The 22,709-nt window shown below is 30.8% G+C and carries 16 protein-coding genes (1 of these 16 only partly in view); 10 read left to right on the top strand and 6 right to left on the bottom strand.

Features of this window, described 5'->3' with window-relative positions:
• The 4 genes from DPIF8902391_RS00595 to DPIF8902391_RS00610 all read left to right on the top strand — a co-directional run.
• Positions 1–37 carry the 3' portion of a GLPGLI family protein gene (locus tag DPIF8902391_RS00595; protein WP_172504743.1) on the top strand. It extends 701 nt beyond the left edge of the window, so the window shows 37 of its 738 coding nt (coding positions 702–738); its start codon lies off the left edge, out of view; its stop codon occupies positions 35–37.
• Between the two features lie 366 nt (positions 38–403).
• Positions 404–1,141 (top strand): GLPGLI family protein, encoded by a 738-nt coding sequence (locus DPIF8902391_RS00600; protein WP_172504744.1) that lies wholly within the window; start codon positions 404–406, stop codon positions 1,139–1,141.
• A gap of 12 nt (positions 1,142–1,153) precedes the next feature.
• Entirely contained in the window at positions 1,154–1,891 is a 738-nt protein-coding gene (locus DPIF8902391_RS00605; RefSeq protein WP_172504745.1) for a GLPGLI family protein, read from the top strand.
• A gap of 39 nt (positions 1,892–1,930) precedes the next feature.
• The gene (locus DPIF8902391_RS00610) at positions 1,931–4,621 is read left to right on the top strand and encodes a carboxypeptidase-like regulatory domain-containing protein (protein ID WP_242037261.1); all 2,691 of its coding nucleotides are present in this window, start codon (positions 1,931–1,933) and stop codon (positions 4,619–4,621) included.
• Positions 4,622–4,632: 11 nt separating this feature from the next.
• On the opposite strand, the gene DPIF8902391_RS00615 is transcribed toward DPIF8902391_RS00610, so the two are convergent.
• The 4 genes from DPIF8902391_RS00615 to DPIF8902391_RS00630 form a co-directional block, all read right to left on the bottom strand.
• The gene (locus DPIF8902391_RS00615) at positions 4,633–4,875 is read right to left on the bottom strand and encodes a MoaD/ThiS family protein (RefSeq protein WP_058884097.1); all 243 of its coding nucleotides are present in this window, start codon (positions 4,873–4,875) and stop codon (positions 4,633–4,635) included.
• 28 nt (positions 4,876–4,903) lie between these two features.
• Complete coding sequence (locus tag DPIF8902391_RS00620) at positions 4,904–7,588, bottom strand: AsmA family protein (RefSeq protein WP_172504746.1); 2,685 nt, start codon at positions 7,586–7,588, stop codon at positions 4,904–4,906.
• 168 nt (positions 7,589–7,756) lie between these two features.
• Positions 7,757–8,368: a PAS domain-containing protein gene (locus DPIF8902391_RS00625; RefSeq protein ID WP_172504747.1), complete on the bottom strand. Its 612-nt coding sequence runs from the start codon at positions 8,366–8,368 to the stop codon at positions 7,757–7,759.
• 147 nt (positions 8,369–8,515) lie between these two features.
• Entirely contained in the window at positions 8,516–9,154 is a 639-nt protein-coding gene (locus DPIF8902391_RS00630; protein WP_172504748.1) for a PAS domain-containing protein, read from the bottom strand.
• A 140-nt stretch (positions 9,155–9,294) separates the two neighbouring features.
• Between DPIF8902391_RS00630 and DPIF8902391_RS00635 the strand changes: the two genes are divergently transcribed.
• From DPIF8902391_RS00635 to DPIF8902391_RS00660, 6 genes are all read left to right on the top strand, one after another.
• A complete protein-coding gene (locus DPIF8902391_RS00635) occupies positions 9,295–11,577 on the top strand; it encodes an NADP-dependent malic enzyme (protein ID WP_058884100.1) in 2,283 nt (760 codons plus the stop codon).
• A 53-nt stretch (positions 11,578–11,630) separates the two neighbouring features.
• Positions 11,631–12,212 carry a Holliday junction branch migration protein RuvA gene (gene ruvA, locus DPIF8902391_RS00640; protein ID WP_058884101.1) on the top strand — a complete coding sequence of 194 codons (582 nt, stop codon included), beginning with the start codon at positions 11,631–11,633 and terminating at the stop codon, positions 12,210–12,212.
• Between the two features lie 6 nt (positions 12,213–12,218).
• Positions 12,219–19,361, top strand: a complete 7,143-nt coding sequence (gene sov / locus DPIF8902391_RS00645; RefSeq protein WP_242037262.1) for a T9SS outer membrane translocon Sov/SprA — start codon at positions 12,219–12,221, stop codon at positions 19,359–19,361.
• Between the two features lie 24 nt (positions 19,362–19,385).
• Positions 19,386–19,766, top strand: a complete 381-nt coding sequence (gcvH, locus tag DPIF8902391_RS00650) for a glycine cleavage system protein GcvH (protein WP_058884103.1) — start codon at positions 19,386–19,388, stop codon at positions 19,764–19,766.
• Positions 19,732–20,106 carry a VanZ family protein gene (locus DPIF8902391_RS00655; RefSeq protein ID WP_083501033.1) on the top strand — a complete coding sequence of 125 codons (375 nt, stop codon included), beginning with the start codon at positions 19,732–19,734 and terminating at the stop codon, positions 20,104–20,106. The genes gcvH and DPIF8902391_RS00655 overlap by 35 nt, the downstream gene beginning before the upstream one ends.
• A gap of 72 nt (positions 20,107–20,178) precedes the next feature.
• Complete coding sequence (locus tag DPIF8902391_RS00660; protein ID WP_172504749.1) at positions 20,179–20,901, top strand: energy transducer TonB; 723 nt, start codon at positions 20,179–20,181, stop codon at positions 20,899–20,901.
• Positions 20,902–21,252: 351 nt separating this feature from the next.
• On the opposite strand, the gene DPIF8902391_RS00665 is transcribed toward DPIF8902391_RS00660, so the two are convergent.
• Together DPIF8902391_RS00665 and DPIF8902391_RS12580 are read right to left on the bottom strand one after the other, a co-directional pair.
• Complete coding sequence (locus tag DPIF8902391_RS00665; protein ID WP_058884105.1) at positions 21,253–21,999, bottom strand: uroporphyrinogen-III synthase; 747 nt, start codon at positions 21,997–21,999, stop codon at positions 21,253–21,255.
• A gap of 13 nt (positions 22,000–22,012) precedes the next feature.
• Positions 22,013–22,651, bottom strand: coding sequence for a DUF4271 domain-containing protein (locus DPIF8902391_RS12580; RefSeq protein ID WP_058884106.1), 639 nt, complete (start codon positions 22,649–22,651; stop codon positions 22,013–22,015).
• Positions 22,652–22,709 lie beyond the last annotated feature (58 nt).

Below are 22,709 nucleotides of genomic sequence, written 5' to 3' on the forward strand. Positions count from 1 at the left end.
AGCTATGGGTAATTTTAAGAAAAATAAAGGATATTAAAAACCTGATTTTAAGTGTTTTAATATCGATGTGTTTTATTTTTCAACATTTATTTAACTTTTAGGTTCGTGTATTTGTCAATGTATTAACTATCAATCATTTATGTAATGTTTATCAGTTGTTTATCAGTTGTTTGTCAGTTTAAATAAACTGCGTATTAAAATATTAACATTTTTTAAATAAAAAAGTTTTAGTTTTATAAACGTATTAAAGAAGTGATCATTTTTTAATACCTGCTAGCTAGTAAAAAGAAGAAGCCCATGGTTTAATTGATGAACTTGAAAAAGAAAGAAAAAAAGGGTATTAAAAGGCTGGCTTATTGCAATTTGTTATTAAAATAATTCAGTTTCTTAAAAAAAATCAGAAATGAAAATAAAAGCATTATTAATTTTTGTTGTTTTTTTTACAATAACAGTAAAAAGTCAAATAATAAAACAAGGAATTATAACTTATGAAAAAAGTTATACAGAAAAATTTCATGCAGAAAATAAGAATAAACATCCTAGTTTTGCTAAGTTTAAAATGATTGAAGAAAAAACAATTGATATTTTAAAATCAATTAGGTTTAAATTGAAATTCACTAGAACAACAAGTACTTTTTCAGTTGTACCTTCTTTAATAATAGATGAGAATATGTTTTCGGGAATGGCTTTGATTCCTGAAGGTAAAGGGCAGTATTATAACGATGAAAACAATATTTTGTCAGAAAAAAATACTTTCGGAGAAGATTTTTTAATAACAGATGAACCATTAAATTGGGTATTAAAAAATGAAACAAAAAAAATAGGAGATTACCTGTGTTATAAAGCTACAGCAATAGAGAGAAAAATGAAGAGAGGAGGAATGAAAGAGTATCCTGTCATCGCTTGGTATTGCCCTGAAATAAATACTTCTTTTGGTCCTGTAGGGCTTGCTGGTTTACCTGGTTTAATTTTAGAAGCAAATAAAGGTAGGTTGAGATACACAGCTACTAAAATTAATTTAAATCCGAAGAAGAATATAAAAATAGCAAAAATAACAAAAGGAAAAAAAGTTACTCGCAAAGAAATGAATCAAATGTTAGGTGAAGCAATGGGTAATTTCAAGAAAAATAAAGGGTATTAAAAAGATAAATCTATGTTAGAAAAAAGAATATTAATTTTATTTTGTTTGATGCTATCTTTAGGATGTTTTGCTCAAAAAAAATCAGGAATTGTCAAGTATAAAGCAGAAGTTAATAAAAAATATGTAGATAGTTTTTTGGTAGCTTTGAAAAAGGATAAAAAAACAGCTATGCATATAAAACAGGGAGTTATACAAATGTTTAGAAATTCTACGCCTGACGAGTTTATATTAAGTTTTAAAAATGAAGAATCGTATTATCATCATATCTCTAAATTAAAAAATGAAGTAGGTTTTAGCATGGGAAGTAGAGCAGGAACAATGCCGTATTATACCAATAATAAAACCAATGCTATTATTGAAATAAGTCGAGCTTTGGGGGCTACTTCACATAAGTCACTTGACTGGAAGGTTAATAATAAAACAAAAATGATTGGTAAATATAAATGTTATCAAGCTACAACTACTGAAAGACTTTATAGCCGAAAAGGTTTTTATTACAGTAAACAAGCTATAGCTTGGTTTGCACCTAGTATCCCTCTAAATTTTGGTCCAATGCATTATAAAGGATTGCCTGGGTTAATTTTAGCCCTAAATACAGATGAATTTACAATGAATGCGGTAGAAATTAATTTGAATCCTTTAAAAGAGGTTAAAATAAAAAGACTTTCTAAAAAAACTAAAATAAAAACACAAGAAGAAGCCCACGGTTTAATTGATGAACTTGAAAAAGAACGAAAAAAAGGGTATTAAAAAGCTGGTTTATTGTAATTTGTTATTAAGACTATTTTAATGATTTATAAGATAAAAGAATATATGTTAGAAAAAAAAATGCTGTTTATCTTATTGATTATCGCTAGTACTTTAAACGCTCAAACTATCGTTTTTAAAGGTGTTGTAAAAGATAGTTTACAAAATCCGTTGTCTTATACCAATATCATAGCAAAACCAAAAGATATTCGTAAAAACATCAGTTTTGCTATTACTGATCAGCAAGGGCGGTATCGTTTAGAGCTTAGCAAAAATAAAAAATATACCATTGATATCAGTTATTTAGGCTATCAAAAAAAAACCTTTGAAATAACACCAACAGAAAACACGCTTAAAAACTTTATTTTAAAAGAGGCTAAAAATCAGCTAGACGAAGTCGTTATTGAACTGCCAGTAATTACAAAACAAGACACAATTATTTACAATACTGATAAATTTGTAAATGGTAGCGAGCGTAAACTTCAAAATATACTTAAAAAATTACCAGGTGTTGAAGTCGATAAAAATGGCGGGGTTACTGTTCAAGGAAAAAAAGTAACCAAATTATTAGTTGATGGAAAAGCTTTTTTTGGTGGCGCAACAAAGTTAGGTGTTCAAAATATTCCTGCCGATGCGGTGGCTAAAGTTGAAGTTATCGATAATTATAATGAAGTGTCATTTTTAAAAGGATTAACCGATTCTGATGAAATGGCAATGAATATTCAGCTTAAAGAAGATAAAAAACGCTTTGTTTTTGGTGATGTTGAAGCGGGGTCGGGTGTTGGTTATGAATCTTCTTATAAAGCCAATGCCAATTTATTTTATTACTCGCCTAAAACCAATGTGAATTTTATAGGAAACTTAAACGATATCGGTGAAAAAACCTTCACTTTTAAAGATTATATGAGTTTTCAAGGAGGTGTAAATGCTGTTTTTAGCGGTAATTTTAATTGGAAAGGTGGCGATTTCTCGCAATTTATAGAAAACAAAGATATTTTAAAAAGTACACAACGTTTTGCGGCTTTAAACATCACAAAAACCGTTGCCGATAAATTTGATGTTTCAGGATACGCTCTTTTTTCTGATAATAATACTACGAGTTTTACCGAAGAGCATCATCAATATACTACTTTTTTAGAAGATAAAAAAAATGAAAATACGTCAAATAATATTTTAGGAATCGGGAATTTAAGTATTGAATATACACCAAACTTTGAAGAACGATGGATGCTAAGAACACAGGTTAAAAAATCAGGTGTACAGAATAACAATGCTATTTCTTCATCAATAAACAATGCTATAAATAACATAAAAACAATCAAAGAAAATGATATTTGGTATGTAAATCAAAATATAGAATGGCATAAAAACCAATCGCAAAATCATACTTTTTCATCCGTAGTAAATTATACTTTTGATAAAAATAATCCAACTACTTTTTGGAATGCTTCAAAAGCATTTTTAACGAGAATTAAACCCATTATTCAACCTTTAAATAGTAATCAGAATTTACTGAAAATTCAGCAATTAAACGAAACTGAAAAGCATTATTTACACAGTGTTTTTAAAGATTTTTGGGTGTTAAATAGAAATCATCATATTTATACGACTATTGGAAATACACATCAACAAGAAAAATTTAGTAACCATAATTTTCAAATATTAGATAATAATACGATTAATAATTTTTCTAAAGGCGGTTTTAATAACAATACTATTTTAAAGCACAACGATTTTTTTGCGGGAGCTCATTATAAGTTTAGAACAGGAATATTTACCTTTAAACAAGGCGTGTATTTACATAATTATAAGTGGAAAGTAAGTCAAGAAAATATTTTTGAAAAAAATAAATGGATTTTATTACCCGATTTTTTAATGAAAATCGCCTTTAATAAATCGAGAAAAGTGGAATTAAATTATAATTTAAAAACCAATTTTTCGGACGCCTCTAAACTCGCTAATCGATTTTATTTACAATCGTATAATTCGGTATTTAAAGGAAATTCAAGCTTAGAAAATGAATTATTTCATTCGGTACGCCTACGATACCGACGTTTTAGTATGTATCGAGGTTTAATGTTACACGCTAGTGCTAATTATACTAAAAAAATGAAAGGCTTTAATAATTCGGTTAATTTCGATGGAATAAACAGGTTTATATCGCCTGAAATTTTAAACAATCCGAATCAAAATTGGCGTGCTAGAGCATCGCTTAAAAAGCGTATCAAAAAAATAAGATATAAGCTTGTAGGAAGTTATAGTAGTTCAGTTTTTACACAAAAAATAAATACTATTTTGGCAACTAATAAAAGCGATAATTATTCTTTTGATGTAGGTTTTGAAACTTTATTTGATAAATTCCCAACCTTAAAAATGGGCTTTAAAAAGAGTATCGGAAATTACACTTCTAATAATTTCAAGGCTAAATTTACGACCAACGAACCTTATATAAACATCGATTATGATTTTTTAAACAGTTTCATTTTCAATGCCGATTATACGCATTATAATTATCAAAATAAAGCACAAAAAGCTTATAATAATTATGAAGTTGCCAATGCAATGTTGTCGTATCAAAAACAAGATAGCCCTTGGTTATTTAAGCTGACTACTCAAAACTTATTTGACACCACATTTAAGCAAAGTAATCGATTTTCTGATTATCTAATTACTGATGCTAAAACCTATATGATGCCAAGGGTTGTATTGTTCAGTATCGGTTATAAATTGTAAAAAATATAGGTTTATCCGCCACTAACAGGAGGAATAACGGCAATAATATCATTTTTTTTGATAAGAGTTTCTTGCTTGGCATAACTTTCGTTAATCGCCACGGCGTATGCGCTAATTTTTGCTAACCTCGGATATTGTTCTGTAAGCAATTCTTTAAAATGGCTTACGCTACAATTTTCAGGAAGCGTTATTTCTAAAGAAGCGTTTCCTATTAAATCGGTAGCAATACCAAAGAGTAATACGGTTGTTTTCATATTGTAAAATTACAGTTTAATTTTGAAATTATTTCCCAAATAATCCGCCTAAAACATCGGTTACTTTTTTAACTGTTTCGGTTTTAGTACTGCTTGTTTTTTTGGTTGTAGTGGTATCTGTTTTTTTATTTCCTAATAAATTACCAAGCTTACTCCCTAGTTTATCGCCAAGTTTATTACCGATTTTAGTATTGATTTTATCGATTGTTTTGTTTACCGTTTTATTTTCAGAAACTTTACTTACAGCTGTGTTAATTAAGTTTTGTTTTTGCTGATTAATTAAATTTTTACTGAAGTTTTTTACAGAAGATGATACATCTGTTTTTACCGTAGGATTTGTCATGTTTCCTGTAATATTCGCGGTAATTGGCACCATTGTATTTTTGCTTTCAGGGCTTAGTTTAGACAATAAACCTTGTACTTCGCTTCCTAAATACTTAGCAGGTACATCTAAAGTTACGTTATAATTCATGTTCTGATCAAAGCTATGGCTTCCACCTATATTAATAGCGATGTCTTTATATTTTAATTTAAAAGGCTTCACATTTACTTTTCCTTTATCAAAAGAAAGCTGTGTTTTTATGTCTGATAAATCTAATTTACTAATATCGATAAAAGAAAGATTATTGTTTAATAAACTTAAAGCTTTGCTATTTTTAGGTTCAATTTTAGTACTTAATAATTCTGCCAAAGCTTTTCCTGAAACCGATGCTAAATTAGGGGTAAAGTCGTTGTTTAAATTTCCTGATAAATTAATATCAGAATTTAATTTACCGCTTAATGCCGTTGCTATCGGGCTAATCGATTTTAATAGGTCTAAACCGTTAAAAGATTGCGCAATATCAAACGATTTCATTCCTAAATTCATATTGAAAACAGGTGTTTTAGGCTTGGTGTTTACCTCACCGTTAAAAGAAATTTGTCCTTTAAACATATTAGCATTTACATTTTGTAAAATTGCTTTTTCATCTTTTATTAATAAAGTTCCGTGTACATTTTTTAAGGTTAAATTGTCATAATAAACTGTTTTTGCATCGGCTAAAATTTTACAATCTAAAAATGCAGGGATTTTTAAAGCGGTGGTAGGTTGTTCTTTTTGAGTAGTATTTTCTTCTTCTTTATCAGAAGTTTCAACACTTTCTTGCATAAAATCACTAATATGAAAAGCGGTCGATTTTACATTAAAAGTTCCTTGTAAATTTTTATCAGCAAGTAAAAAACCGATTAAATTTTCAATGTTTCCTGTGGCGTTTATATCACTTTTTCCTGTGCTTGCATTAAAAGTGTTTAAGGTAATTGTTGTAGGAGTAAAATTTACTTTTGCTTTTTTAATGTTAATCGGGTTGGCAATATCTTCGGATGAATATACAAAATTGTTTAACTCGATATTTCCATCGTTTTTTATACGATTTACTAGGTTTTTTTCAATTGCTTTTACATCAAAATTAGTGTGTAAATTGGCTTTTAAAATCCCTTGTAATTTAGTATCTAAATCAACAGGATATGCCTTGTTAATATTTGCTAAATTTAAAGTTCCTTTTAACTTGGCGTCAATTTTAGGATTGCTTAATATGTTTGAAACAGTTCCGCTTCCCGAAAAAATATCTTCATCTATTTTAAATGATAAACCATTAATAGCTACCAGTGTTTTTTCAATGTTTCCTGTAGTGTTTTTTAATTGGGCATCCATATTAATATTGCGGACGCTTTTTGGTAAATCAGGATATTTAAAAGAAGCATTTGATGCTTTTAAAGCAATATCTAACAGCGGTATTTTAGTATCTGTAATCAAACCTTTTACAGTACCTGCAACGCTAAAATTACCAGCTGTTTTTACGTTTTTAATACTTTTTGTATAGGCTTGAGGAATTAATCCTAAGAAATTTTTAAAATCAGATGAAGGTGTTTTAAAACTAAGATCAATTTCTTGATTAGTGTCGTTTATTTGAACGTAACCATCAAAAATTAAAGGTAAATTATTAAGTTTCGCTTCATTTTTTAAAAATGAAAACTTGCTATTAACCAAGTCCATAGCTAAGGTAGCATCTAGGGTTATTTTTTGATTTTTAGCATACGAAGTGCCGTCCATTTCAAAAGAAACTAAGGTTGATGTACTCGTGTTTAATTCTGATATTGTTTGAGAAAAATCGCCATTTCCACTATGATTAAAATCAGTTAGTTGGAGTTTTAATTTACCTTTTTTATCATGATATTTTATCAAGGCATTATTAATGGCATACGAATTAATTGAAAGCCCAAAATTAGATGGATTTTCATCGGTATTTTCAATTTTTTGGTCAATTTTACTTGAAGGTTTTGCAATATCGTAATTGGCAACCCCTTTTTCGTTGACCAAAACATGCACGATTGCATCATCAATAGAAAAAGATTGAATATTAAGTTGTTCTGATGTTTTTTTGAATAACTCAGTAAGTTTTAACTCTAAATTAATTTTTTTTGCAAACAATAAGGTGTCTTCTTCAAAAGGTTTTTTGTTGATAATTGAAACATCAGAAAGTTGCACAGAGGCATTTGGGAAATCTCTAAATAAACTTAGGTTCGAGTTTGAAAAATCTAACTGAGCGGTAATGTTGTTATTAACCGTTTTTTTAACTAGTGTAATAATTTTATCCTGAAATAAAAACGGTGTTAAAATAAGTAACATTAATAATGCAACAAATATGGTTAGCAGTATTTTATATATTTTTTTCATGGATAAAAAATTTAGACTATCGATTATTATAAGTTACAAAGTTCCGAAATTATTTGTTAAGAAAAAGATAATAAATAGCTCTAAAAATAAGTTTTTTCGAGTTGTTTTTAACAATAAAAGCCACCTAAATTCATAAACTTAGGTGGCTTTTATATTTTGAAAAATTAATTAGTTTTTAGAAAAAAACCAACTTAACCCTTTTTTAGGTTTTGCTGCTTCTTCGTCGGCTATTTTTTCACTTTTCATAGATTCATCAGTAAATAAATCAACTACAAATTCATCGTAGCTTTTACCAATTTCTTCTTTTAAATACGCATCAAAATATAACTTACTAGCAGCTTCTCCTTTTACTTTTTCTATTTCTAGAAGTGTCTTATAAAGCGGCGCTATTTTTTCGACAACACTATTTGGCAATGCTTTTCTACGACCAGTGTAACCAACTACATTTCCTTTTTCATCTTTGTCAATGGTAAAATCGGTAATTACCCAGTAATACCTACCTGTTCTGGTAAGGTTTTTAACAATGGCATGAAAGTTCTTTTTTCCTTTTAAATTTTCCCATAATACTTTAAAAATAACTTTAGGCATATCAGGATGCCTAATAATATTATGAGGCTCACCGATTAGTTCAATTTTATTATATTCAGAAGTTGCTTCAAAAGCATCGTTCATATATAAAATAGTACCAGCAGCGTCTGTTTTACTAATTATGGTTTGTGTTTTATCCCATTTTATTTCTTCATTAAGAATTTGCTGTGGGCGAAGGGGGGTTTTTGTCATGGTTTTTTATCTTTAACATTATTGCGAAATTATAACATTTACTTAACACGGCAATGTTAAATTAATTATTTGTATAAGACAGAAAAACCGCTTATGTTTTAAATAAGCAGTTTTTAGAATGTTTTTATTATGAATTAGTTTGTTTTTTTAGATAAAATCACCAAAGAAAAACCAATTTAAACCCTTTTTAAGTTTACTTTCGTGTTCAGGCTCTATTTCTTTTATTTCTGCTATTTTTTTAAGTTTTTGTTCATTTAAAGATTCTTCCTTAAATAAATCAACCACAAATTCATCATAACTTTTACCTACTTCTTCCTCTAGGTAGGCGTTAAAATATAATTCACTTGCTTTTTCCCCTTTAAGTTTTTCAATATCTAACAATATTTTATATAAAGGTTCAATTTTTTTAACAACGCTAGCGGGTACCGATTTTCTTCGAGCAGTGTATCCTGTAATATTCCCAGCGTCATCTTTATCAATAGTAAAATCTGTAATAACCCAATAATACCTACCTGTTTTGGTTAAATTTTTTACAATTGCATGGTAATTTTTCCCTTGTTTTAAGGCATCCCAAAGTGCTTTAAAAGCAACTTTTGGCATATCTGGGTGCCTAATAACATTATGAGGCTCACCAATTAATTCAATGGCGCTGTATTCACAGGCATCCGTAAAAACACTATTTGCATAAAGAATTGTTCCTGCAGTGTCTGTTTTACTTACAATTGTTTGGCTTTTATTCCATTTAACTTCTTCATCAATGAGGTGTTTTATAGGAGGGGTTTCCATATTTCGTAATTTAATTTATATAATATATACAAATTTAAGAAGAAAATTATTTCTATAGAGATTCTTTTACTAATATTTTAAAGTTTAAACTAAATAACAAAAATGTATATTTGTGAGTTCAAACAAACAAGAACGAACCTATGAGTGATTCTAGAAAAAGGCGTGAAGCTTTGTTATACCACGCCAAGCCAAAACCAGGGAAAATAGCAGTAGTACCTACTAAAAAATATGCAACACAGCACGATTTAGCATTAGCATATTCACCTGGGGTTGCAGAACCTTGTTTAGAAATAGCAAAAGATAAAAACAATGTTTATAAATATACAGCTAAAGGAAATTTAGTAGCGGTTATATCTAACGGAACAGCAGTGCTAGGGCTAGGAGATATAGGTCCTGAAGCCTCTAAACCAGTAATGGAAGGAAAAGGATTGTTGTTTAAAATTTTTGCAGATATTGATGTTTTTGATATTGAAGTAGATACTACTGATGTAGATAAATTTGTAGAAACAGTAAAAGCAATAGCTCCTACTTTTGGAGGGATTAATTTAGAAGATATTAAAGCTCCTGAAGCTTTTGAAATAGAACGAAGATTAATTGAAGAATTAGACATTCCGGTAATGCACGATGACCAGCATGGAACAGCTATTATATCTGCGGCAGCATTAAAAAATGCTATCGAAATTATTGATAAAAACATTGCCAATATTAAAATTATTGTAAACGGAGCAGGTGCAGCAGCAATTTCATGTACTCGTTTATACCTAGCGCTAGGAGCTAAAAGAGAAAACATCGTAATGTGCGATAGTAAAGGAGTTATCCGAAAAGATAGAGATAATTTAACCTCACAAAAAGCCGAATTTGCAACCGATAAAGACTTAAATACTTTAGAAGAAGCAATGCACAATGCCGATGTTTTTATTGGTTTATCAAAAGGAAATGTGGTAACACCAGCTATGTTATTAGCAATGGCAAAAGATCCTATTGTTTTTGCAATGGCTAACCCTGATCCTGAAATTGAATACCAAACAGCCATTGATACTCGTGATGATATTATTATGGCAACTGGAAGGTCTGACCATCCTAACCAAGTAAATAACGTACTAGGATTTCCGTTTATTTTTAGAGGTGCTTTAGATGTTAGAGCTACTAAAATTAATGAAGAAATGAAAATGGCAGCCGTACATGCTTTAGCCGATTTAGCTAAAAAATCAGTGCCAGAGCAGGTAAATATTGTGTACGATGAAGTAAGTCTTTCATTTGGGCGTGAATATATTATTCCAAAACCATTTGACCCTCGATTAATTTATGAAATTCCACCAGCAATTGCAAAAGCAGCTATGGAATCGGGCGTTGCTCAAGAACCAATTACCGATTGGAAAGCCTACCGTGAACAATTAATGGACAGGTCGGGTAATGGAAATAAAGAAATCAGATTATTACACAACAGGGCAAAGAAAAACCCTAAACGTGTTGTTTTTGCTGAAGCAGATCATATAGATGTATTAAAAGCTGCACAACGTGTTTCTGATGAAAAAATAGCAATCCCTATTTTATTAGGTAGAAAAGAAGTTATTTTAGAATTAAAAGAAGAACTAGGTTTTAATGCCGAAGTTACTATTATTGATCCTAAAACAGATGAAGAATCAGCTCGAAGAAATAGATATGCTGAGTTTTTCTGGAAAACAAGACAGCGTAAAGGAATTACTTTCTTAGAGGCACAAAAATGGATGCGTGAGCGTAATTATTTTGCAGCAATGATGGTAAATACTGGCGAAGCAGATGCCTTAATTACAGGATATTCTAGGTCATACGCATCGGTTGTAAAACCAATGTTAGAATTAATCGAAAAAGACAAAGGTGTTACTAGGGTTGCGGCAACAAATATGATGCTAACCAAACAAGGACCTATATTTTTAGCCGATACAACCATTAATATTAATCCAACGGCAAAAGATTTAGCTAAAATAACACAGTTAACCTCTGTATTGGCAAAAATGTTTGGAATGACCCCACATATTGCTATGTTAGGTTTTTCAAATTTTGGATCATCAAAATCAGAAAGTTCTGTAAAAATTAGAGAAGCCGTTGCTTACATACATCGAAATCATCCAAATGTAATTGTTGATGGAGAATTACAAGCCGATTTTGCTTTAAATCCAGAATTATTAGCCAAAGAATTTCCTTTTTCTAAATTAAACGGAAAAAGAGCCAATATTTTAATCTTCCCTAATTTAGAATCAGCAAATATTACTTATAAATTAATGAAAGAGGCGGAGGGTGTAGAATCTATCGGACCTATTTTATTAGGAATGAGTAAACCTGTACATATTTTACAGCTAGGTGCGAGTGTTGATGAAATGGTTAATATGGCAGCAGTTGCCGTTGTAGATGCTCAAAATAAAGAGCGAATAGCGAAGGTATAACAATTTAATGTTCAAAAAACCACCTATATTTATAGGTGGTAAAACTTATTTAAATGATTACACAAATAAAAGGGAAATTAGTAGAAAAAAGCCCTACACATGCCGTTATTGACTGCAATGGAGTAGGCTATTTATTACATATTTCTTTACATACATATTCCAATTTACCTGCGGATGAAAACGTGTTATTATACACGCATTTAGCTATCCGAGAAGATGCGCACACTTTATATGGTTTTTTTAATAAAGTAGAGCGAGAAATTTTTAGATTGCTTACCTCTGTATCTGGTGTAGGACCAAGTATTGCCCGAACCATGTTATCGTCAATGACATCCGAAGAAATACAACAGGCTATTGCCTCAGAAAACGTAAAAGCAATTCAATCTGTAAAAGGAATCGGAATTAAAACAGCGCAACGTGTTATTGTTGATTTAAAAGATAAAATTGTAAAGATTTTTGATTTAGATGAAGTTTCAATCACACACAACAATACAAGTAAAGAAGAAGCGTTATCAGCTTTAGAGGTCTTAGGCTTTTTACGCAAGCAAGCAGAAAAAGTTATTGGAAATATACTAAAAGAAACACCTGATGCAAGTGTTGAAACACTTATAAGACAGGCGTTGAAAAATTTATAAAACGGGTTGAAAAAAAAAGTCATCAATATATTCTTAACAACACTTGCTTTATTGGTAAGTGTTGTTTCGTTTTCGCAAAATACAGGAAGTACGACCAATAATATTGTTAAAAAAGATACGCTTATACCTTTAAAGTATCGTTTTAGCAATACTCAAAAAGGGGCGCTTTTTTTAAACAATCCAACAGAAAAAATTGTGCGCTATGACAAGGCAATCAATAAATTTGTGATGGTAGAAAAAATTGGTGATTATACTATTGGTACGCCCATTTTTATGACGCCTAATGAATATAAAAAGTATCGCTTAAAAAACGATATTAAAGCATATTTTCAAGAAAAAGTAGCTGCAACAAACCCAAAGAGTAAAGGGAGTAAAAAAGCTCGAAAAAATTTACTGCCAAAATATTATGTAAACTCAAAGTTTTTTGAGTCTATTTTTGGAGGAAATACCGTAGATGTTAAGCCAACAGGACAGGTAAATATTAAGTTGGGTGGGGTTTATCAGAAAAATGAAAACCCGCAAATATCTATTGAAAATCAAAGTAATTTCACCTTTGATTTTGATCAGCAATTAAGTGTTGGTTTACAAGCAAAAATAGGGGAACGCCTAAAAGTAACCGCAAATTACGATACCCAATCTACCTTTGATTTTCAAAACATTATCAAGTTAGAATATACCCCAACTCAAGATGATATTATTAGAAATATCGAAGCGGGAAATGTTAGCATGCCTATTAAAAACTCGTTAATAAATGGTGCGCAAACATTGTTTGGAGTAAAAACCGAACTACAATTTGGTAAAACACATATAACTGCCGCTTTTTCGCAGCAAAACTCACAATCTAAAACCGTAGTAGCCGAAGGAGGCGCTACCATTGAACCTTTTGAATTACGTGCTTCTGATTATGACAATGACCGTCACTTCTTTTTAGGGCATTATTTTAGAGAAAATTACAAAGAAGCCTTAGTTAATTATCCGCTAGTAAACAGCCCGATAAACATTACAAGGGTTGAGGTTTGGGTAACAAATACCTCTCAAAACGTAACCGATTATCGAAGTATTGTAGGACTTGCCGATTTAGGAGAGTCGAATACCAAGAGTTTAGTAAACACTGAAGTTAAAAAACTAAATGCTAGTCCTGTAACTGCAAATGGTTTTAATATTCCTGATAATAAGGTAAATAAATTAGCAAATTTATTAACAGAATCTGGAGAAATTAGAGATGTAGCTACCATAGATGCCGCTATAAAAAGCGAAGGAATTATAGCAAAACAAGGCTATAATTATTCCTATTTACAAAATGCTCGAAAGTTACAACCCAATGAATTTAGAGTACACAATCAACTAGGATTTATCTCTTTAAACAGACGTTTAAATGATGGTGAAGTTTTAGCGGTTGCCTACGAATATACTGTTGTTGGAGCTTCAAATGGCGAAACAGTTTTCAAAGTAGGAGAGTTTTCAAATGATGGCGTAGTTGCGCCGTCTAACTTAGTGGTAAAATTACTGCGTAGTGAAATTTTAAACACCATTCGCCCTAATACAAGTGCGCCTGGTTTTTTAGGAGAAGCATTTCCTACCTGGCAATTAATGATGAAAAACGTGTATGCTTTAGGCGCTTTTCCATTACAACGTGAAGGTTTTCGTATTGAATTATTATATAGAGATGATCAAACAGGAACCCTACAAAATACTTTGCAAAATGCAGAGACCGATAAAAATGATGCCGATAAAGCAGTGCGAAAAAAAACATTACTACGAATATTCAATTTAGATAAATTAGACCAAAGTGAATATGCCGTACCCAAAGGAGATGGTTTTTTTGATTATGTAGATGGAATAACAGTAAATTCTGAAAGAGGATATGTTATTTTTCCAGAGCCAGAACCTTTTGGAAATGGTTTAAAAGATGCTTTGACCAATGCAAGCGATCAAAAGAAATACCTTTTTGAAGAACTGTATTTAACCACTAAAATTCAAGCAAAAAACGAATATCAAAATAAAGATAAATTCTTTTTAAAAGGATATTTTAAAGCTGCAACAAGCCGTGGAATATCGCTTGGCGGATTTAATATTCCTAGAGGTTCGGTTCGTGTTACCGCAGGCGGACGACAATTAGTAGAAGGAATTGATTATGTAGTAGATTATCAACTAGGGCGTGTACAAATTTTAGATGCAGGATTAGAAGCATCAGGGATTCCTATTAATGCGACTACCGAAAGTAATAATTTATTTAGTCAGCAACGAAAAACATTTATTGGAATTGATGTAGAACATCGTTTTTCAGAAAACTTTACCTTAGGAGGAACGTATTTGAATGTAAGCGAAAAACCAATAACACCAAAGGTGAATTTTGGAGGTGAACCAATTAACAACACCATGTTAGGGTTTAATTTAGCGTATTCATCTGAAGTGCCTTTTTTAACAAAATTAGCCAACAAATTACCCTTTGTAGAAACGGATGCTGCGTCAAATGTATCGGTTCGAGCCGATTTGGCATATTTAATTCCTGGTTCGCCAAGCGGAATTAATGTAGATGGAACGGCAACTTCTTATTTAGATGATTTTGAAGCGTCTCAAATTCCTATTAATTTAAGTTCGCCACAGCAATGGTTTTTGGCAAGTACGCCAGAATCACAACAATTAAATGGTGGTTCAGGCGATTTATCGTATAATTATAATAGGGCAAAAATAGCGTGGTATAATGTAGATCAGCTTTTTTATGCAGGATCAAACAGACCAGGAAATATTGATGAAAATGAACTGTCAAGAAATGAAGTGCGTCAAATTCGTTACAATGAATTATTTCCAAATACAGATTTAGATATTACCCAACAAAACTTAGTAAGAACCTTAGATTTGGCGTATTATCCGTCAGAAAGAGGTCCTTATAATTATAATGTAGGTCAAGAAACAGCAACAAAACGTTGGGCAGGAATTATGCGCCCGTTAACAACCAATAACTTTGAACAGTCAAATGTGGAGTATATTCAATTTTGGCTGATGGATCCGTATGAAAATTACTCGATTACTCAGGCGGAAGGTTTGCCAGCAGGTGTAAATCCTCAAGATTTTAGCAATCAGGTAGGAAAGTTATTTATCAATTTAGGAAATGTTTCTGAAGATATTTTAAAAGATGGTAGAAAGCAATATGAAAATGGTTTACCTGAAGATGGTGATAAAACCGACGGGCTTAATGTAAACGAAACCGCTTGGGGAAATATACCAATTAATCCATCGATTTTATATGCTTTTGATAATGATAACAACCATAGAAAAAATCAGGATATTGGTTTAGATGGATTGAATGATGCCGAAGAAACAGCTTTTCTTAAAAGAAAACATAATTTAACAGATCAGCAAATAGCAAGCTTTGGAAATGATCCTGCGGGCGATAATTTTCAATATTTTAGAGGAGGCGCAATAGAGGCGTTAAATCCGTCAATTTTATCACGATATAAAAACTTTAACGGTACACAAGGAAATTCGCCAACGGCAAGCCAATCGGGGGAGTCATATCCTACATCATCAACAGCATATCCTGATACTGAAGATATTAATAAGGATCAAACAATGAACCCTGTTAATAGTTATTTTGAATACGAAGTTTCATTAAATAAAGCCGATTTAATAAAAGGTCAAAATCATATTATTGATGTTAAAGAAGGAGTATCGGTTAGTTTATCAAACGGACAAAAAATAACGCCTAAATGGTATCAATTTAGAATACCTATTCGAAATATTACTGAAGATCAAAAAATAAATGGAATTTCTGATTTTAATAGTATTCGCTTTATCAGAATGTTTTTAACCGAATTTAAAATGCCTGTTGTTTTACGATTTGGTGAATTAGAATTGGTGCGTGGCGATTGGCGACGTTACACCAAAACATTCCCGGAAAATGGTGTTCCTGTTGCTTTAAAACCGAGCGAACTTAATAAGTTTGAAGTGGGTGTTGTTAGTATTGAGCAAAATCAGGAAAGATATCAATTACCTCCAGGAATTCAACGAGAAGAATTACAAGGAACAAACAGAATTCAACGTCAAAATGAGCAATCGGTAACCTTAAAAGTAACCGATTTACCTGCCGATCAGGTAAGAACAATTTATAAAAATATTAGTATTGATATGCGTAGGTATAAAAAACTACGAATGTTTTTACATGCCGAAACTCCTACGGGTAGCGGTACTCAAAGTGGCGATATGGTTGCTGTTATCCGCCTAGGTACAGATTTGAATGATAATTATTACGAAATTGAAAAACCCTTAAGTTTATCAACTTCTAATGCAACTTCTGAAGATGTTTGGTTGCCAGCAGAAAATAATTTAGAAATCCCTTTAAAAGAGCTTGCTAACTTAAAATTATTAAGACCTTTAGATGCGAGTATTACCGAAATATTTTCATCATCAAAAGTAGCTGGTTTAAAAATATCCGTAAAAGGAAACCCAACATTGGCACAAATAAAAACGGTAATGTTAGGGGTAAAAAACACATCGAATTCAACCAAAACAGCTGAGGTTTGGTTTAACGAATTACGAGCAGTTGGTTTTGATAATAAAGGAGGATGGGCAACGGTTGTAAATGCCGATGCCAACCTTGCCGATGTAATGGATGTATCTTTAGCAGGTAGGATGTCAACGATTGGTTTTGGTAGTATTGAAGATAGAGTGCAACAACGAAGTATTGAGCAAACCAAGCAATATAGCGTTGCCACGAATGTTCAATTAGGTAAAATGATGCCTAAAAAATGGAATATTCAATTGCCGATGAGTTACAGTTATGGCGAAGAATTTAGAGATCCTAAATACGATCCTCAATTTCAGGATATTGAACTAAAAGAAGCGTTAGATAAAAACCCAAATAGTAAAAATGCGCAAGATTATACGCGTAGAAAAAGTATTAGCTTTATCAATGTTAAAAAGAATAAAAATCCTGAAAGTAAAAAAACGCCAAAGTTTTATGATGTAGAAAATGTATCGGTTTCTTATGCGCATAATGAAGAGTTGCATCGAGATTATAATATTGAAAAATTTGAAAACACCAATGTAATGGCAGGGGCGAGTTATAATTTTAATTTCAAGCCTTTTGTTATTGAACCGTTTAAAAAATCGACAGTATTTAAAAGTAAGTATTTAAAGTTGATAAAAGATTTAAATATAAATCCTGTTCCTAAAACGATTGCTGTTAATTCTAAAATTAATAGAAGTTATAATACCCAACAATCACGAAATTTAATTGAAGGTTTAACTGCACAGCCCGAATTAATTCAACGTAGATTTTTATTTAATTGGGATTATACTGTTGGTTTTGATTTAACAAAATCATTGCAATTGAATTTTAATGCAACCAATAATTATATTTATGATAGTTTTGGAACGGAAGAAAATTTAGAAATCTACGATCAGTTTTTTACCGTTGGACGCCCTGATAATTATCATCAGAAATTAAATGCAACCTATAAATTACCGCTTAAAAAAATACCGTTTTTGAATTTTGTAACTGCCGATTACGGCTACACTGCCGATTTTGATTGGAAAGCAGGTTCACAGAGTGTCATTAATCAGAAAGATGAATTAACCGGCGAAATTACCACTATTGATTACCAAGATGTTGTTGGTAATATGATTCAGAATGCCAACACGCACAACTTAAATGCTACGATTGATTTTGGGCGTTTTTATAAAACCTTAAAGCTTGATAAATTACTATTAAAAGGAACTAAAAAGAGCCCTGTTAAAAAAGCAAGTTTAAAAAAGAATGCTTCTTTTGGGCGTAAAATATTGAAAGGAACCTATAATATTTTAACATCAGTAAAAAGAGGTAAAATTAGTTATTCTCAAAATAATGGAACTTTATTACAGGGGTACAAACCTTCAGTTGGTTTTTTAGGAAGAAACAATTATGCTGGTGGTACTGCGCCATCTTTAGGATTTGTATTTGGTAGTCAAACAGCTATTTTAAATACTGCTATTGAAAACGGATGGTTGGTTACAAGAACAAGTCAAACAGATAAAAAACAACCTTATTACAGTAAGAATTACGGAAAAACAGCCTATAAAAAGTTAGATTATACAGTGTCTGTAAAACCTTTTAAAAATTTAACGATTGATTTAAGAGCAAATAAAATTCATACCAGTAATTTAAACCAACAGTTAGATGTAATTTCTGATGGAGCTGGTGGTTTTGAGCAAGACCCAAAAATTAAAGCCTTCGAAACAGGTAATTACAGTACGAGTCATTTTATGATGGGAACTATTTTTACAAACAATGATGCTTTATACGATACCTTTTTAGCAAACCGAGCAACAATTTCGGAACGCTTATCTGCTGCATCAAAATTACCAAACACGCCAGATGCAGGATATAAAATAACAGGGCAACAAGTAATGCTTCCTGCATTTGTAGCAGCATATTCAGGAATTAATGCCAGTAAGGTAAGCACCAATGTATTTAAAAATATTCCAATTCCTAATTGGACATTGCGTTTTAATGGGTTAATGCAATATAAGTGGTTTAAAAAATCATTTTCATCATTTACCGTATCTCATGGGTATAAATCATCTTATACAATAGGAAATTACACCAATAATTTACAATATGATACATCGGTAGCAACAAATACAAATAATTCTGGTAATTATCAGTCAGAACTACTACTTTCGTCAGCAACTTTAATCGATGAGTTTTCTCCTTTGGTAAAAGTCGATTTTAGAATGAAAAATTCATTTTCATTTAAAGGAGAAATACGAAGAGATAGAAGTTTAACTTTAAATTTTAATAATAATACTTTAACCGATGTTAAAGGAACAGAATATGTTGTTGGCTTTGGATATAAAATTAAAGATGTTAAATTTGTAACCAAATTTACTGGAAAAAAGCAAACCGTAAAAGGAGATATTAATTTAAGAGCAGATGTTTCTTTAAGAGATAATTTAACTTTAATACGAAGTGTTGATAAAGAGAATAGTCAAATAACAGGAGGAGAGAAATTATTAGGGTTAAAATTTATTGCCGATTATAATTTAAGTAGTAGTTTAACAGCGTCGTTTTATTACAACCATCAAACGTTTAAATACGCGGTGTCAACTACATTTCCAAGGCAGTCAATTAATGCGGGAATCAATATTATATATAATTTAGGAAATTAAAACAAACACAATAAAAATAGTACAATGAACATTCCATCAGAATTAAAGTTTACAAAAGACCACGAATGGGTTAAAATTGAACAAGATGTAGCAACAATTGGTATTACCGATTTTGCACAAGGAGAATTAGGTGACATCGTTTATGTAGATGTTGATACTTTAGACGAAACTTTAGATATTGAAGAAGTTTTTGGTTCGGTAGAAGCAGTTAAAACGGTATCGGATCTTTTTATGCCTTTATCAGGAGAGGTAATCGAATTTAATGAGAAATTAGAAGACGAGCCAGAATTAGTAAATTCAGATCCTTACGGTGATGGTTGGATGATAAAAATTAAATTATCAGAAATTTCACAAACGGAAGATTTATTAAGTGCTCAAGCGTATCAAGAGCTTATTAAAGGATAATTTAACGATAATAGCAATACTGATAAGCATCGGTATTGCTATTCTTAGTTTAATTAAAATTGGAAAACCACCCGCTATTATTCAAATAAAAAATTTAGACAAATACGAGCATGCTTTTGCTTATTTTGTTTTATGCTTTGTTTGGTTAATTGCCTTTGATAAAACAAAAATAAATAAAATTATAATTGTTTTATGCTGTTTATTTTACGGCATAATTATTGAAGGGCTTCAGGTAACAATAACAACATACCGATCAGGTGATGTTTTAGATATTGTAGCAAATACGACGGGTATTTTAATAGCTTATATGATGTACTTTCTTTTTTTGAGAAAAATGTAACTATTTAAAGAATTAGCTTGTAAAAGTTGAAATAAATTAATTAAATTAGCGAACTATTAAAAAACATTTAGGATGGAAATTAAGAAGAATCCAAAGTCAAATTTAGAGAATTATAGTAAACTGTTTATGCAGCTAGGTTTGGTTTTAGCTTTATTTGTAACATATGTTGCAATTGAAAATAAAACATATGATAAAACATATGGCGTTTTAGAAGGTGTTGAAATGGCATCTGAAATTGAAGAAGAAACAATTGAATTAACCATTGAGCCACCAAAACCAAAACAAAACACACCACCACCACCAGCTCCAGATAAAATTGAAGTTGTTGAAGATGAGAAGGAGGTAGAAGAAACTGTTATTGAGTCAACTGAAACTGATGAATCTGAAGCTGTTGAGGTAGAAGATATCGAAGAGGTAGAAGAAGAAGAAGAAGTGGTAGAAGACGTACCATTTTCTATTATTGAAGAAGTGCCAATTTTTCCAGGTTGTACAGGATCGAAAACAGAAAAGAAAGCCTGTTTAAATAAAAAATTACAGAAACACGTACAACGTAATTTTGATGCTGAATTAGCAAATGAGTTAGGTTTAGCGCCAGGAAAGAAACGTATTTATGTTCAATTTAAAATTGACAAAGATGGTTCTATTACTAGTGTAAACGCAAGAGCTCCTCACCCAAGGTTAAAAAAAGAGGCTATTCGTGTAGCTAAAAAAATACCTAAAATGAAACCAGGTAGACAAAGAGGTAGAGCAGTAAGAGTAGGGTACACATTACCTATTACTTTTAATGTAGAATAAACTACTTTTAGTATTATATATATAAAAGCAACCCAAATAGGGTTGCTTTTTTTATGACTGATATTTTTTTTTAGATAAAATTTAAACAGGCTTTAATAGCCTATTTATTTAAAATTAAATACGACAAAAGACTAGCGATAATTGGTTATGTGAAAAAAAATATCATAAAACATTTGTTTTCAAGTATTTAGTTATGTATATTTGCCTAGTGGTTTTAAAACCACTACTTTTTCTTTTTCATAGCAATTTTTCCCACTCAATTTTGAGTGGGTTTTTTATGTCTTTTATTTAAAGCATAAAAAAACCATCAAAATAATTTTTGATGGTTTTTTTATAGGCTAAAAAGTATTGTTATTTTTTATTAATACCTTTTATATATTTGTCTAAAGCCATAGTCATTGAAGGCGTTTCAGGTGTTGGCGCAGCAATATCTACACGTAAGCCTCTATCTTCAACAGCTTTAACGGTTGAGTTTCCAAAAACAGCTATTTTTGTTTCGTTCTGTTTAAAATTAGGGAAGTTTTGGAATAAACTATCAATTCCTGAAGGACTAAAGAATACTAAAACATCATAAAATACATCTTCTAAATCAGATAAATTACTTACAACAGTTTTGTATAAATTTACACGTTTCCAGTTAATTCCTAATTTATCTAATTCTTCAGGGATTAATGGTTTTAATTTATCCGAAGAAGGTAATAAAAACTTCTCGTCTTTGTGTTTTTTAATCAATTTGATTAAATCAGGAAAAGTTCTGCTTCCAACATAAATTTTACGTTTTCTGTACACAACGTATTTTTGTAAATAGTAAGCTACAGCTTCTGATTGACAAAAATACTTCATTGAGTCAGGAACTGTAAAACGCATTTCTTCGGCAATTCTAAAAAAATGATCAACAGCATTTCTGCTTGTTAAAATAATTGCAGTATAGTTTTTTAAATCAATTTTTTGAGTTCTGACCTCTTTTCCGTCGATACCCTCAACATGAATAAAAGATCGAAAATCAATTTTTACTTTTTGTTTTTCTGCTAAATCAAAATAAGGAGAAGTTTCCGTTTTGGGAGCAGGTTGAGAGACTAAAATAGTTTTCACTTTCATATGTTTTTCTCTTTTACGTAGTAGTTATTTTATAAACAATTAGTAGGGGTGCTATTTCAAGGGTGCAAAAGTACAAAATAAAATAAAAGAACTTACGTATAACTATTTTTTTGTTATTAATAAAGATTAAAAAAGCCCTGAAAATAAATAAGATAAGGCTATAAATAAGTAAAAATAAAGGAGGGTTAAACGCATACTGATAGATAATTATGGCTGGAAATAACCATAAGCTAAGATTGCTTAAATAACCTGATTTTGTAGCTAAGAAATATTTAGTATTATAATTAGATTGAATAATATTAGCCAAAATAGCTTCTAAAGAATATTTTAATACATAATACAGAACCACAAAACAGAGCACTATTGTGTAGTTGAAAAAAGTCGGCAAATAATATTTTTGAAGTAGCATTAAAAACAAGAACAACGAAATTGTTATTGTAGAGAAAAAAAATAGGAGCATGTAAAATACGGAAAAAACACTCGGATTATCTTCTACTTTTTTTTTGAAAAACCCCGAAGTAAAAAAAGCAAAGGTATAATCTCGCAGTTTATCAGGGGCAAGTAGTTTCATTATTGCTACTAAAACAATAGCAAATAAAATGACTAAGGTAATCCAGTTATTGTCGGTTATAATGCGTTCAATTGCTTGCAATCGTATTTGTTTTATGCTTTAATTTAACACAAAATTAGTGATAATTTAGTGTATATTT

It is taken from the genome of Tenacibaculum finnmarkense genomovar ulcerans (assembly GCF_900239495.1).
Lineage (GTDB): Bacteria > Bacteroidota > Bacteroidia > Flavobacteriales > Flavobacteriaceae > Polaribacter > Polaribacter ulcerans.